The 13,419-nt window shown below is 65.2% G+C and carries 13 protein-coding genes; all 13 read right to left on the bottom strand.

All coding sequences use genetic code 11. The features are described 5' to 3' along the window. Complete coding sequence (gene nuoN / locus ACLBV5_RS00785; RefSeq protein WP_312445444.1) at positions 1-1,443, bottom strand: NADH-quinone oxidoreductase subunit NuoN; 1,443 nt, start codon at positions 1,441-1,443, stop codon at positions 1-3. A gap of 7 nt (positions 1,444-1,450) precedes the next feature. Next, complete coding sequence (locus ACLBV5_RS00780; RefSeq protein ID WP_025977383.1) at positions 1,451-2,938, bottom strand: NADH-quinone oxidoreductase subunit M; 1,488 nt, start codon at positions 2,936-2,938, stop codon at positions 1,451-1,453. 5 nt (positions 2,939-2,943) lie between these two features. Next, entirely contained in the window at positions 2,944-5,022 is a 2,079-nt protein-coding gene (gene nuoL, locus ACLBV5_RS00775) for an NADH-quinone oxidoreductase subunit L (RefSeq protein WP_447604910.1), read from the bottom strand. A gap of 14 nt (positions 5,023-5,036) precedes the next feature. After that, positions 5,037-5,345, bottom strand: coding sequence for an NADH-quinone oxidoreductase subunit NuoK (nuoK, locus tag ACLBV5_RS00770; protein WP_003164596.1), 309 nt, complete (start codon positions 5,343-5,345; stop codon positions 5,037-5,039). Then, complete coding sequence (locus tag ACLBV5_RS00765; RefSeq protein WP_025977385.1) at positions 5,345-5,971, bottom strand: NADH-quinone oxidoreductase subunit J; 627 nt, start codon at positions 5,969-5,971, stop codon at positions 5,345-5,347. Before ACLBV5_RS00765 ends, nuoK begins: the two co-directional genes overlap by 1 nt. Positions 5,972-6,085: 114 nt before the next feature. Next, on the bottom strand, positions 6,086-6,577 hold the full coding sequence (gene nuoI, locus ACLBV5_RS00760; protein WP_003170180.1) for an NADH-quinone oxidoreductase subunit NuoI: 492 nt from the start codon (positions 6,575-6,577) through the stop codon (positions 6,086-6,088). Beyond that, positions 6,577-6,789 (bottom strand): hypothetical protein, encoded by a 213-nt coding sequence (locus ACLBV5_RS00755; RefSeq protein ID WP_025977386.1) that lies wholly within the window; start codon positions 6,787-6,789, stop codon positions 6,577-6,579. Before ACLBV5_RS00755 ends, nuoI begins: the two co-directional genes overlap by 1 nt. Beyond that, positions 6,789-7,865 carry an NADH-quinone oxidoreductase subunit NuoH gene (nuoH, locus tag ACLBV5_RS00750; RefSeq protein WP_025977387.1) on the bottom strand — a complete coding sequence of 359 codons (1,077 nt, stop codon included), beginning with the start codon at positions 7,863-7,865 and terminating at the stop codon, positions 6,789-6,791. The genes ACLBV5_RS00755 and nuoH overlap by 1 nt, the downstream gene beginning before the upstream one ends. A gap of 3 nt (positions 7,866-7,868) precedes the next feature. Further along, positions 7,869-9,914, bottom strand: a complete 2,046-nt coding sequence (nuoG, locus tag ACLBV5_RS00745; RefSeq protein ID WP_447604540.1) for an NADH-quinone oxidoreductase subunit NuoG — start codon at positions 9,912-9,914, stop codon at positions 7,869-7,871. 5 nt (positions 9,915-9,919) lie between these two features. Then, positions 9,920-11,233 carry an NADH-quinone oxidoreductase subunit NuoF gene (gene nuoF / locus ACLBV5_RS00740; protein WP_025977389.1) on the bottom strand — a complete coding sequence of 438 codons (1,314 nt, stop codon included), beginning with the start codon at positions 11,231-11,233 and terminating at the stop codon, positions 9,920-9,922. A gap of 6 nt (positions 11,234-11,239) precedes the next feature. Continuing rightward, positions 11,240-11,509: a hypothetical protein gene (locus ACLBV5_RS00735; protein WP_025977390.1), complete on the bottom strand. Its 270-nt coding sequence runs from the start codon at positions 11,507-11,509 to the stop codon at positions 11,240-11,242. After that, positions 11,509-12,183 carry an NADH-quinone oxidoreductase subunit NuoE gene (gene nuoE, locus ACLBV5_RS00730; RefSeq protein WP_447604539.1) on the bottom strand — a complete coding sequence of 225 codons (675 nt, stop codon included), beginning with the start codon at positions 12,181-12,183 and terminating at the stop codon, positions 11,509-11,511. The genes ACLBV5_RS00735 and nuoE overlap by 1 nt, the downstream gene beginning before the upstream one ends. Then, the gene (locus ACLBV5_RS00725) at positions 12,180-13,358 is read right to left on the bottom strand and encodes an NADH-quinone oxidoreductase subunit D (RefSeq protein ID WP_225212312.1); all 1,179 of its coding nucleotides are present in this window, start codon (positions 13,356-13,358) and stop codon (positions 12,180-12,182) included. The genes nuoE and ACLBV5_RS00725 overlap by 4 nt, the downstream gene beginning before the upstream one ends. Positions 13,359-13,419 lie beyond the last annotated feature (61 nt).

Genomic DNA, 13,419 nt, shown 5'->3' with positions numbered 1-13,419 from the left:
TTATCCGATCCCGACGCCTGCGGCCGCCGCGCGCGTCAGCGGCTCCAGCCAGGTCAGGGCGACCAGCAGCACCGGGAAGCTGAAGGCCGCAGCCGCCCAGCCGATCCACTGCGCGCTGACCGGCGCCTTGTCCGTCGTCACGTCGAACTCAGGCGTGTCGAACCAAATGACCTTGATGATGCGCAGGTAGTAGAAGCCCGCCACAACCGAGGCCACCAAGCCCGCGGCGCCCGCCATCCAGTAACCGGCGTCGGCGGCTGCGCCGAAGACGTAGAACTTGCCCCAGAAACCCGACATCGGCGGGATGCCGATGGCCGACAGCGACAGGATCGTCAGGGCGACGGCCGTCAGCGGGCGGTCCTTTTTGAGGCCCGCCAGATCCGCGATCTTGCGGATCGGACGGCCGTTGCGGCTCAGCGACAGAAGGATGGCGAAGAAGCCGATCTGGTCCACGACGTATAGCGTCATGAACATCAGGGTCGCCTGGACGCCGACCTGCGTGCCCGCCGCGACGCCGAGCAGGGCGTAGCCGATGTTGATGATCGAGGAATAGGCCAGCAGGCGCTGGATGTCCTTCTGCATCAAGCCGCCGAAGGCGCCGACCGCGAAGCTGATCAGCGAGATCAGGATCAGCACCTGCGCCCACTGGGCATGCGCCAGGCCGAAGCCTTCGATCAGGACGCGGATGATCAGCACCATGGCCGCCACCTTGGGCGCGGTCGAGAACAGGGCCACGACCGGGGTCGGGGCGCCTTCATAGACGTCCGGCGTCCACATGTGGAATGGCGCGGCCGAAACCTTAAACGCCAGGCCGCAGATCAGGAAGACCAGACCGAAGATCAGGCCCGGACCGGGGTTGGCGCTGGCGAAGGCGGCGATGTCCTCGAACCGCATCGACCCGGCGAAGCCGTAGATCAGGCTGGCGCCGTACAGCAGCAGGCCCGACGACAGGGCGCCCAGCACGAAGTACTTCAGACCGGCTTCCGAGGCCTTCAGGTCGTCGCGGCGATAGGCGGCCAGAACATAGAGGGCCAGCGAGTGCATCTCGATGCCGATGTAGAGCGAGATCAGGTCGCCCGACGAGGCCATCATGCCCATGCCGACCGAGGCCAGCACGATCAGGATCGGATATTCGAACTTGGCGATGTTGTTGCGGTGCATCCAGCTGTCGCCCAGCACCACGGCCACAGCGGCGGACAGGAAGATGAGCGCCTTGCCGTAAACGGCCAGCGGATCGGCCACATAGGCCCCGTTGAAGGCCGAACCCAGCGGGCCGACGACGGCCAACGCCGTCGCCGCCAGCAGCAGCAGAACCGACAGGCCCGAAACCAGGCGCGTCGACTTCTCGCCGGAGAAGGCGCCGACCATGAGCAGCACCAGACCGCCGACCGCAAGGGTCAGTTCCGGGGCCGAGAGATGAAGGGCGGAAGACAGATCAGTCATTATGCTCTCACCCGCCGATGGCTGCGCGATAGGCGGTCGTCAGGGCCTCAACGCTTGGCCCGGTGTAGTCGAGGACGGCGTTGGGATAGAGGCCCAGCCAGATGGTGCCGACGATCAACGGCACGAAGATCAACAGCTCGCGCTTGTCGATGTCCGTGATGGTCTGCAGCGCCGGATTGGTGATCTCGCCGTACATGACGTTGCGGAACAGCGTCAGCGCATACACTGCCGAGAAGATCACGCCCGAGGCGGCGATCAGGGCAGTCCACGTCGACGCCTGATAGGCGCCCGTCATGGTCAGCACTTCGCCGATGAAGCCAGAGGTGCCCGGCAGGCCGACGTTGGCCATGGTGAACATCAGGAAGATGGCCGCATACCAGGGCATCCGCGCCGTCAGGCCGCCGTAGAAGGCGATCTCACGCGTATGCATCCGGTCATAGACCACGCCGACGCACAGGAAGAGCGCGCCCGAGATCAGGCCGTGGCTCAGCATCTGGAAGACGGCGCCCTGCACCCCAGTGTCGTTGCCGGCGAAGACGCCCATGGTCACGAAGCCCATGTGGGCGACCGACGAATAAGCGATCAGCTTCTTGATGTCGGTCTGACGGAAGGCGACCAGCGAGGTGTAGACGATGGCGATCACCGACAGGGCGAACACCAGAGGCGTGAACATCTGCGACGCCAACGGGAACATCGGGATGTTGAACAGGATGAAGCCGTAGCCGCCCAGCTTCAGCAGGATGCCGGCCAGGATGACCGAACCGGCCGTCGGCGCCTGAACGTGGGCGTCGGGCAGCCAGGTGTGCACCGGCCACATCGGCATCTTCACCGCGAAGGAGGCGAAGAAGGCCAGCCACAGGATCGGCTGCACCGAGGCGTCGAAGGCGTACTGCTTCAGCTCCGGGATGCTGGTGGTGCCGGTCGTGTGGGCCATCCACAGCATGGCCAGCAGCATCAGGACCGAACCGGCCAAGGTGTAGAGGAAGAACTTGTACGCCGCGTAGATCCGGTTGGCGCCGCCCCAGATGCCGATGATCAGATACATCGGCACCAGGGTGCCTTCGAAGAAGATGTAGAAGAGGAACAGGTCCAGCGAGGTGAACACCCCGATGACCAGCGTCTCCAGGATCAGGAAGGCGATCATATATTCGACGACGCGCGTCTGGATCGACTTCCAGCTGGCCACGATACAGATCGGCAGCAGGAAGGCCGTCAGCAGGACGAACAGGATCGAGATCCCGTCCACGCCCAGATGATAGCCGGCGCCGGCAAACCAGGCGTAGTTCTCGACGAACTGATAGGCCGGGTTCGACGGATCGAACTGCGCGACCAGTAGGACGGACACCGCCAGCACCACCAGGGTGGTGACCAGGGCGATCCAGCGGGCGGCCGGGGCCGCGGCGTCCTGACCGCCCTTGTTCAGCAGGCGCGCGACCAGGATCGCGGCCGCGCCGAGAAGCGGCAGGAAGGTGACGATGCTCAGAATGTGAGGCACGAGGCTCAGGCTCCCCACGTGAAGATGGCGAAGGCAAGGAACGCAGCCACGCCGATCAGCATCACGAATGCATAGAAGTAGACGAAACCGGACTGGAACCGGGACAGCCAGCCGCCCGACTTCAGCGAAGCCCAGGCCGCGCCGTTCGGGCCGAGGCCGTCGATGATCTTCACGTCGCCGATCTTCCAGAAGAAGTCGCCGAGCGCCTTGGCGCCCTTCACGAAGACGGCGTCATACAGCTCATCGAAGAACCACTTGTTGTAGAGGAAGGTCCACAGCGGGCCCTTGCGCTCGGCCATTTCCTTGGCCGCGCCTTCCTTCACGACATACAGCCAGTAAGCGATGGCCGTGCCCAGCAGAGTCACGATCAGCGGCGCCCACTTCACCCAGGTCGGGACATTGTGGCTCTCGTGCAGGACGTGGTTGTCGCCACCGACGAAGATGGCGCCGCGCCAGAACTCGGCCTCATGATGGCCAATGAAGTGCGGGGCGAAGATCATGCCCGCGAACACCGCGCCGATCGACAGCAGCAGCAGCGGCAGCACCATGACCCACGGGCTCTCGTGCGGCTTCAGCGGACCATGGTGATGATCGTTGTGCGCGTGATCGTCGCCGTCCAGAGGTTCGGAATGGGTTTCGATCTGGGCGTGCGAGGCGTGGTCGACGCCCGCGTGAGCGTGCGCGCCCTCCTCTTCCTTCCAAACGGGCTTGTTGTGGAAGGTCATGAACACCAGACGCCACGAATAATAGGCCGTCAGAAGGGCGGCCGAGATGCCGATGACGAAGGCGAACATGCCTGCAGCCGAGTGGCCGGTCGTCGCCGCCGCATAGGCGCTCTCGAGGATGGAGTCCTTGGAATAGAAGCCCGCGAAGCCGCCGACGCCGGGCATGCCCAGGCCGGTGATGGCGATGGTGCCGATCATCATGGTCGCATAGGTGACGGGCAGCAGCTTCCACAGGCCGCCCATCTTCCGCATGTCCTGCTCGTGGTGCATGCCGTGGATCACCGAACCGGCGCCCAGGAACAGCAGGGCCTTGAAGAAGGCGTGCGTGAATAGGTGGAACATGGCGGGCTGGTAAGCGCCGACGCCCGCCGCGAAGAACATGTAGCCCAGCTGCGAACAGGTCGAATAGGCGATCACCCGTTTGATGTCGTTCTGCATCATGCCGACGGTCGCGGCGAAGATGGCCGTGATCCCGCCGATGATGGCGATGAACTGCGACGCGACCGGCGCGTGCTCATACAGCGGCGACAGCAGGCAGACCATGAAGACCCCGGCCGTAACCATGGTGGCCGCGTGGATCAGGGCCGACACAGGCGTCGGTCCTTCCATCGCGTCCGGCAGCCAGGTGTGCAGGAAGAACTGCGCCGACTTGCCCATGGCGCCGACGAACAGCAGCAGACCGGCCAGGTCCAGCGCCGACCAGGTGTAGCCCAGGAACTCCCACCCTGCGCCGACCTTGCCTTCAATCAGCGGGAACAGCTTGGCGAACTCGATCGTGCCGAACATCCAGAACACGGTCATCATGCCGAGCAGGAAGCCGAAGTCGCCGACGCGGTTGACGACGAAGGCCTTGATGGCGGCGGCCGAAGCCGAGGCCTTCTTGTACCAGAAGCCGATCAGCAGATAGGACGCCAGGCCCACGCCTTCCCAGCCGAAGAACATCTGCACGAAGTCGGCGGCCGTCACCAGCGCCAGCATCATGAAGGTGAACAGCGACAGATAGGCGAAGAAGCGAGGACGGCTGTCGTCCTCCTTCATGTAGCCCCAGGAATAGAGGTGAACCAGCGAGGACACCGAGGTCACCACGATCAGCATGACCGCTGACATGGCGTCGACGCGGATCGACCAGTTCGACTGGAAATCGCCCACGTGGATGAAGGGCGCAATCTTGACGGTGAAGGCTTCCAGCCCGCCCCAGGTCCACTGTCCGAACACGATCCAGGAGACCGCGCACGAGAAGAACAGCAGGCCCGTCGTAACGGCCTGAGACGGAATGTCGCCGATCCGGCGACCGAAGAAGCCGGCGATCATGGCCCCCAGCAAGGGGGCGAATACGCCGAGAGTGACGAGAGTCTGGATAGTCACGGTTCCGATCAGCCCTTCATCACGGAGGCGTCGTCGACCGCGATGTCGCCGCGGTTACGGAAGAAGGTCACGAGAATGGCCAGGCCGACAGCGGCTTCGGCCGCGGCGACGGTCAGGACGAACATGGCCATCAACTGACCCGACACGTCGTTCAGGTGGGTCGAGAAGGCCACGAAGTTGATGTTCACCGCGAGCAGGATCATCTCGACCGACATCAGGATGATGATGACGTTCTTGCGGTTCACGAAGATGCCGAACACGCCGATGGTGAACAGCATGGCGGCGACCGCCAGATAGTGCTGGAGCGAGATATCCATCACAGAAGCTCCTCGGGGGTGACGCCCTGGCCCGTGGTCACGGACTTGACCTCGACGGCCTTGGCGCGTTCGCGGTTGGCCTGGGCCGCCAGATCCTGGCGATGCACGCCCGGACGGTGACGCAGGGTCAGAACGATGGCGCCGATCATGGCGATCAGCAGGACCACGCCCGCCGCCTGGAAGAAGTAGACGTAGTCCGTGTAGAGCACGCGGCCGATCGTCTCGATGTTGGTCGCGTCAGGCCCGGCCGGAACCGGCGAGGCGGCGTCGCGGGCGGCTCCGCCCTGAACGACGCTGATCGACACCATGATCATCTCGGCCAGCAGGACGCCCGCCACAATGCCCGCCAGCGGCAGGTAGCGCGCGTAACCCTCGCGCAGCTTCACGAAGTCGACGTCCAGCATCATGACGACGAACAGGAATAGCACCGCCACGGCGCCGACGTAGACGACCACCAGCAGCATCGCCAGGAACTCGGCGCTCAGCAGCACGAACAGGCCGGCCGCCGAGAAGAAGGTCAGGATCAGCCAGAGGACGGAGTGCACGGGGTTGCGCGCGGTCACCACCAGAAGGGCGGAAACCACGGCGACCGTCGCCAGAAGATAGAAGGCCAGGCCTTGCAACATGTGCGGGACGACGCCCCTCTTCAAAACCAATGGCCCGGGCGAACGCCTCGGACCCTTCCAGAAATCGGCCCCGGCCCGAAGGTCAGGGTCAGCGTGGCGGAATCGCCGCTCCGTTTAGCGATACGGAGCGTCGAGTTCCAGATTCTTCGCGATCAGACGCTCCCAGCGGTCGCCGTTGTCCAGCAGGCGCGCCTTGTCATAGAGCAGTTCTTCGCGCGTCTCGGTGGCGAACTCGCTGTTCGGTCCCTCGACGATGGCGTCCACCGGGCAGGCCTCCTGGCACAGGCCGCAGTAGATGCATTTGACCATGTCGATGTCGTAGCGCGTCGTGCGGCGGCTGCCGTCGGCGCGCGGTTCGGCCTCGATGGTGATGGCCTGCGCCGGGCAGATGGCCTCGCACAGCTTGCAGGCGATGCAGCGTTCTTCACCGTTCGGATAGCGACGCAGCGCGTGTTCGCCGCGGAAACGCGGCGACTGCGGGTTGCGCTCGAACGGATAGTTCACCGTGGCCTTGGGCTTGGCCATGTACTTCAGCGACAGGCCGACAGCGCCGAACACGTCGGTCAGCATCGCGCCCTTGGCCGCCTGAACGATACGGGTCAGCATTACGATTTCACTCCGGCGCACTCGCGTTCATAGCGGGCGCTTTCCTTGTCGAGAGTCTGGCACAGGCGCTGGCGTTCCGCCTCGCGCCGTTCAACTTCCTGCACCTTGCGCTCCCACTGATAGACCGAGACGGGCTCGGCCTCATAGGGCGCGCAGGCGCCGGCCGTCGCGGCGACGGCCAGGCCGATCAGCAGGGGCACGCGGATGCTCATCAGCCGCCCACCACGAACACGCGCCACGCCGCCACGAAAACCACGGCGACCAGCGAGGCGGGCAGGAAGATCTTCCAGCCCAGACGCATCAATTGGTCGTAGCGGTAGCGAGGCACGAAGGCCTTCACGAGGGCGATCATGAAGAACCAGAAAACCACCTTCGCGGCGAAGACCGCCAGGTAGAACAGGTTGGCGACGAAGGCCGGGACGCTGTTCAGGAAGTCGGTCGGGAAGCCCGGATTCCACCCGCCGCAGAACAGCAGGGTGATCATGGCGCACATGAAGACGATGTTGGCGTACTCGCCGATCATGAACAGCAGGTACGGGGTGGACGAGTATTCGACCTGATAACCGGCCACCAGTTCCGACTCCGCTTCGGGCAGGTCGAACGGCGGGCGGTTCGTCTCGGCCAGAGCCGAGATGAAGAAGACGATGGTCATCGGCAGCATGACGATGATCGTCGGCAGGGTCTCAAGGCCGCCGCCGAAGGCGTTCCAGTTCCAGATCCAACCCTGTTGCTGGGTCACGATCTCGGTCAGGTTCATCGTCCCGGCCAGCAGGATGACGTTGATGATGATGAGGCCCATCGAGACCTCATAGGACACCATTTGCGCCGCCGAACGCAGCGAGCCGAGGAACGGATACTTCGAGTTCGAAGCCCAGCCGCCCATGATGATGCCGTACACGCCCAGCGAGCTGATCGCGAGGATGTACAGGATGCCGACGTTCAGGTCCGACACCACCCAGCCCGGCGCGAACGGGATCACCGCCCAGGCGATGAAGGCCAGCACGAAGCTGATCAGCGGCGCCAGGATGAAGACCACCTTGTCCGACCCGGCCGGAATGACGATCTCCTTCAGCACGAACTTGAAGAAGTCGGCGAAGGACTGCAGCAGGCCGAAGGGGCCGACCACGTTCGGACCCTTGCGCAGCTGAACGGCCGCCCAGATCTTGCGGTCGGCGAGCAGCAGGAAGGCCAGGGAGATCAGGATGCCGACCACGACCAGCAGAATCCCGCCCAGAGTGGCGAGGGTCCAGCCGACGGGAGTGGCCCAGAAGGAAGTCGCAGCGTCCATGTCTTACTCCGCCGCCAGGGCGACCGGCGCCGTCCGCTCAGCGGACAGTTGGGCCATCGTTTCACTGGCGCGCGCGATCGGGTTGGTCAGGTAGGGATCGGCGATGACGGAGACGAAGGCGACGTCGCCCAGGTCCCCCTTGACGCCCAGCTTGGCGACGTCGAACGTCGCGGCCGGAGCCAGATAGTCGATGCGGCCGAAGGTCGGATGGTCGCCCATCAGCTTCGTACGCAGTTGCTCCAGGGTGTCGAACGGTAGCTTGTGGCCGACGCGTTCCGACAGGGCGCGGATGATGGCCCAGTCGTCCTTGGCCTCGCCCTTCGGGAAGACCACGCGCTCGGCCATCTGCACACGGCCTTCGGTGTTGACGTACAGGCCCGACTTCTCAGTGTAGGCCGCGCCCGGCAGGATCACGTCCGCGCCATGCGCGCCGCGATCGCCATGCGAGCCCAGATAGACGCGGAAGGCGCCCGATGCGTCCGCGTTCACCTCATCGGCGCCCAGCAGGAACAGCACGTCCAGCGCGCCCGGCTTCAGCATGCCGGCCACGTCCAGACCGCCCTCGCCCGGCAGGAAGCCCATGTCCAGACCGGCGACGCGCGCGGCGGCGGCGTGCAGGACGTTGAAGCCGTTCCAGCCGTCCTTGACCACGCCGACCTTCTTGGCCAGCGCGCCCAGGGCGTTCAGCACGGCCGGGCCGGTCTCGCCGATCAGGGCGCCCGCGCCGACGATGATGGCGGGACGTTCCGCCTGGGTCAGGAAGTCGGTCGCGGCCTTGGGCAGCTTGGCCAGGGTCTTCGAACCGGCGCCCAGCCAGGCGTAATCATAGGTCAGGTCGGCTTGCGGGCCGATGACGCCGACTTCGACGCCGCCCTTCAGCCAGCTCTTGCGGATACGGGCGTTGAGCAGCGGCGCTTCCGTGCGCGGATTGGCGCCCACGATCAGGATGGCGTCAGCGTTTTCAATGCCTTGCAGGCCAGAGTTGAACAGCCAGCCCTCGCGAGCCTCGCCGCCCAGCGCCGCGCCGTCCTGACGGCAGTCGGTGTTGGCCGAGCCCAGGGCGCGGAACAGGTCCAGCGTCGCCTTCATCGACTCGGCGTCCTGCAGATCGCCGGCGATGGCGCCGATGCGGTTAGCCGGAGCGGCCTTCAGCTTGTCGGCCACGACCGACAGGGCTTCATCCCACGAAGCGGGACGCAGCTTGCCGTTCTCGCGCACCCACGGGCGATCCAGACGACGCGCCTGCAGGCCATCGACGGCGTAGCGGCTCTTGTCCGACAGCCACTCTTCGTTGATGCCCTCGTTCACGCGCGGCAGCACGCGCATGACTTCGGCGCCGCGCGAGTCGGCGCGGATGTTGGAGCCGAGCGCGTCCATCACGTCGATGGTCTCGGTCTTCTTCAGCTCCCACGGGCGGTAGTGGTACTGCCACGGACGGTGCGTCAGGGCGCCGACCGGGCACAGGTCGTTGACGTTGCCCGACAGCTCGCTGTCGATGTTCTTTTCCAGATAGGTCGTGATCTCAGCGCTTTCGCCGCGCGAGATCATGCCGATGTCCGGCACGCCAGCCACTTCGGTAATGAAGCGAACGCAACGCGTGCACTGGATGCAGCGCGTCATGAACGTCTTGACCGTCGGGCCCATGTTCTTTTCTTCGACCGCGCGCTTGTTCTCGCCGTAGCGCGAGCCGTCGCGGCCGTAGCCGACGGCCTGATCCTGCAGGTCGCACTCGCCGCCCTGGTCGCAGATCGGGCAGTCCAGCGGGTGGTTGATGAGCAGGAACTCCATCACCCCTTCGCGGGCCTTCTTGACCATCGGCGTGTCGGTGAAGATCTCCTGGCCGTCGGCGGCCGGCAGCGCGCACGAAGCCTGCGGCTTCGGCGGTCCAGGCTTCACCTCGACCAGGCACATGCGGCAGTTGCCGGCGATGGACAGGCGCTCGTGGTAGCAGAAGCGCGGGATTTCCTGCCCGGCGCGCTCGGCGACCTGCAGCACGGTCATGCCCGGTTCGAACTCGACTTCAACGCCGTTGACCTTGGCGATAGGCATTACGATTACTCCGCCGCGATCGCGTGGCCGGCGAAGTTCGCGCGGCGGCTGCGGTAGGTGTGGATGCGCTCTTCGATCTCGTGACGGAAGTGCCGGATCAGGCCCTGCACGGGCCAGGCGGCGGCGTCCCCGAGGGCGCAGATGGTGTGACCTTCGACCTGACCGGCCACGTCGAGCAGCAGGTCGATCTCGGACGGGTCGGCGTCGCCGATGGCCATACGCTCCAGCACGCGCCACATCCAGCCAGTGCCTTCACGGCACGGCGTGCACTGGCCGCAGCTCTCGTGCTTGAAGAAGTAGCTGATGCGGGCGATCGCCTTCACGATGTCGGTGGACTGGTCCATGACCGTCACGCCGGCGGTGCCCAGCGACGAGCGATGCTCGCGCATGGAATCGAAGTCCATCAGGGCGACTTCAGCCTGTTCGCGTGTGATGACCGGGCAGGACGCGCCGCCCGGAATGATGGCCTTCAGGTTTTCCCAGCCGCCGCGCACGCCGCCGCCGTGATCCTCGATCAACTGGCGCAGCGGGATCGACATGGCCTCTTCGACCACGCAGGGCGTGTTCACGTGACCCGACAGCGACATCAGCTTGGTGCCGGTGTTGTTGGGACGACCGAAGCTGGCGAACCAGTCCGCGCCGCGACGCAGGATGGTGCCCACCACGGCGATCGATTCCACGTTGTTCACGGTCGTCGGGCAGCCATAGAGACCGGCGCCCGCCGGGAACGGCGGCTTCAGGCGCGGCTGGCCCTTCTTGCCCTCCAGCGACTCCAGCAGGGCCGTCTCCTCGCCGCAGATATAAGCGCCCGCGCCGTGGTGGATGTAGACGTGGAAGTCCCAGCCGTGGACGTTGTCGTCGCCGATCAGCCTGGCCTCATAGGCCTGCTTGACGGCGGCTTCCATGCGCTCGCGCTCGAGGATGTATTCGCCGCGCAGGTAGATGTAGCAGGCGTGGGCCTTCATCGCGAAGGAGGCGATCAGAGCGCCTTCGATCAGCAGGTGCGGATCATGACGCATGATCTCGCGGTCCTTGCAGGTCGCGGGCTCGGACTCATCGGCGTTGATGACCAGGTAGTGAGGGCGATCCTTCACTTCCTTGGGCATGAAGGACCACTTCAGCCCAGTCGAGAAACCGGCGCCGCCGCGTCCGCGCAGGCCCGAGTTCTTGACGTTGTTGATGATCCAGTCGCCGCCAAGGTCCAGCATGTCCTTGGTGGCGTTCCACGCGCCGCGCGTCTTCGCACCCTCAAGGCCCCAGTCGTGGAAGCCATAGAGGTTGGTGAAGATCCGATCCTTGTCTTGGAGGATGCCGACCATGATCCCTTAAAGTCCTTCCGCCATGCGGCGTTTATGGTGGCGGGTGCGCTGGAAGACGGCGTAGATCACCAGCACCCATCCGATAGCCAACAGGCCATAGGCCGCCATCACCGCGTTGTCAGTCAGGCCGAAACGGCCGTCGCGCGCGAACAAAACCAATGCGGCCGCGACCACGATGCAAGCCAGGCCAGCCCAACGCTGACGCCAGCCCACGCGACGCAGTTCAGCCCGATAGGCCGCCCTGCCCGCATCTGTCTCGAGGTCCGGCCGCGCCATCAGGCCGGCGCCTTTTCAGCGACGGGCTCCGAGTTCGGCAGCTTCGTAATCTTCTGGGCGGCCGAGCCGTCATACAGCGCCGGGTCCGTCAGAACGCGCGGGCCGCCCACCGGCTCAGACGTGTGACGGCCGACATAGCTGCCCGCCTTCGGCGTCTTGCCCGCGGCGAAGTCGTCGATGATCTGGGCCATATTCTCAGGCGTCAGGTCTTCGTAATAGAGGTCGTTGATCTGGGCCACCGGCGCGTTCGAGCAGGCGCCGATGCATTCGACTTCCTGCCAGGTGAAGCGGCCGTCGGCGGACAGCTCGTCCTTGGGTCCGATCTTCTCGCGGCACACGCGCATCAGATCATTGGAGCCGCGCAGCATGCACTGCGTCGTGCCGCAGACCTGGATCAGCGCGGTCGTGCCGACCGGCGTCAGCTGGAACATGGTGTAGAAGGTCGCGACCTCCAGCACCCGGATATAGGCCATGCCCAGCAGGTCGCCGATGGCGCGCAGGGCGGGTTCAGAGACCCAGCCTTCCTGCTTCTGGACCAGCCACAAGATCGGGATCACGGCCGACTGGCGACGCGATACCGGGTATTTTTTGATCCACCACTGAGCCTTTTCCATCGTCTCCTTCGAAAACTCGAAAGAGGACGGTTGCTCCTTGGCGAGACGACGAACGCTCATCGGTCCACTTCTCCGAACACCATGTCGAGCGAGCCGAGGATGGCGGACACGTCCGCCAGCATGTGGCCGCGGTTCATCCAGTCCATCGCCTGCAGGTGACGGAAGCCGGGCGCCGACAGCTTGACGCGGTAGGGTTTGTTGGTGCCGTCCGACACCAGATAGACGCCGAACTCGCCCTTGGGCGCCTCGACGGCCGCATAGACCTCGCCTTCCGGAGTGCGGAAGCCCTCGGTGTAGAGCTTGAAGTGGTGGATCAGCGCTTCCATCGAACGCTTCATCTCACCGCGACGCGGCGGGGCGATCTTGTTGTCCTCGGTCAGGACCGGCTCGCCAGGGCAGTTGCGCAGCTTGTGGATGCACTGCTCCATGATGCGCACCGACTGGCGCATCTCTTCGACGCGGCACAGGTAGCGGTCCCAGCAGTCGCCGTTCTTGCCGACGGCGATGTCGAACTCCATGTCGGCGTAGCAGTCGTACGGCTGGGCCTTGCGCAGGTCCCAGGCGATGTCCGAGCCGCGCAGCATGACGCCCGAGAAGCCCCACGCCAGGGCGTTCTCCTTGGACACCACGCCGATGTCGACGTTGCGCTGCTTGAAGATGCGGTTCTCGGTGACCAGGCTTTCGATGTCGTTCAGCGCGGCCGGGAACTCGGCGCACCAGCGGCCGATGTCGTCGATCAGCTCGGGCGTCAGGTCCTGGTGGACGCCGCCCGGGCGGAAATAGTTGGCGTGCAGGCGCGCGCCGCAGGCCCGCTCGTAGAAGACCATCAGCTTCTCGCGCTCTTCGTGGCCCCACAACGGCGGGGTCAGGGCGCCCACGTCCATGGCCTGCATGGTCGCGTTCAGAAGGTGGTTCAGGATGCGGCCCATCTCCGAGTACAGGACCCGGATCAGCTGGCCGCGATACGGCACGTCGATCTCCAGCAGGCGCTCGATGGCCAGGCAGAAGGCGTGCTCCTGGTTCATCGGCGAGACGTAGTCCAGCCGGTCCAGGTAGGGGATGTTCTGGAGGTAGGTGCGCGCCTCCATCAGCTTCTCGGTGCCGCGGTGCAGCAGGCCGATGTGCGGATCAACGCGCGTGACCAGCTCGCCGTCCAGCTCCAGCACCAGACGCAGCACGCCGTGCGCGGCCGGGTGTTGCGGGCCGAAGTTGATGGTGAACTTGCGGTCGTCCATCGCCCGCGCGTGCGGGGTCAGGCCGTCCTCATAGTCCTCGAACGGGTCGATGGCGGAACCG

It is taken from the genome of Brevundimonas sp. M1A4_2e (assembly GCF_053345555.1).
This window is presented reverse-complemented; position numbering and strand designations above follow the sequence as displayed.

What these genes read in the sequence shown, in the direction of transcription:
- nuoF (WP_025977389.1), bottom strand. Translation starts at nt 11,233, where the DNA reads ATGGTCGGCATCCTCCAAGACAAGGATCGGATCTTCACCAACCTCTAT.
- ACLBV5_RS00765 (WP_025977385.1), bottom strand. Translation starts at nt 5,971, where the DNA reads ATGTTGCAAGGCCTGGCCTTCTATCTTCTGGCGACGGTCGCCGTGGTT.
- ACLBV5_RS00725 (WP_225212312.1), bottom strand. Translation starts at nt 13,358, where the DNA reads ATGGACGACCGCAAGTTCACCATCAACTTCGGCCCGCAACACCCGGCC.
- nuoE (WP_447604539.1), bottom strand. Translation starts at nt 12,183, where the DNA reads ATGAGCGTTCGTCGTCTCGCCAAGGAGCAACCGTCCTCTTTCGAGTTT.
- ACLBV5_RS00755 (WP_025977386.1), bottom strand. Translation starts at nt 6,789, where the DNA reads ATGAGCATCCGCGTGCCCCTGCTGATCGGCCTGGCCGTCGCCGCGACG.
- nuoK (WP_003164596.1), bottom strand. Translation starts at nt 5,345, where the DNA reads ATGGATATCTCGCTCCAGCACTATCTGGCGGTCGCCGCCATGCTGTTC.
- ACLBV5_RS00735 (WP_025977390.1), bottom strand. Translation starts at nt 11,509, where the DNA reads ATGGCGCGGCCGGACCTCGAGACAGATGCGGGCAGGGCGGCCTATCGG.
- nuoN (WP_312445444.1), bottom strand. Translation starts at nt 1,443, where the DNA reads ATGACTGATCTGTCTTCCGCCCTTCATCTCTCGGCCCCGGAACTGACC.
- nuoH (WP_025977387.1), bottom strand. Translation starts at nt 7,865, where the DNA reads ATGGACGCTGCGACTTCCTTCTGGGCCACTCCCGTCGGCTGGACCCTC.
- nuoG (WP_447604540.1), bottom strand. Translation starts at nt 9,914, where the DNA reads ATGCCTATCGCCAAGGTCAACGGCGTTGAAGTCGAGTTCGAACCGGGC.
- nuoI (WP_003170180.1), bottom strand. Translation starts at nt 6,577, where the DNA reads ATGCTGACCCGTATCGTTCAGGCGGCCAAGGGCGCGATGCTGACCGAC.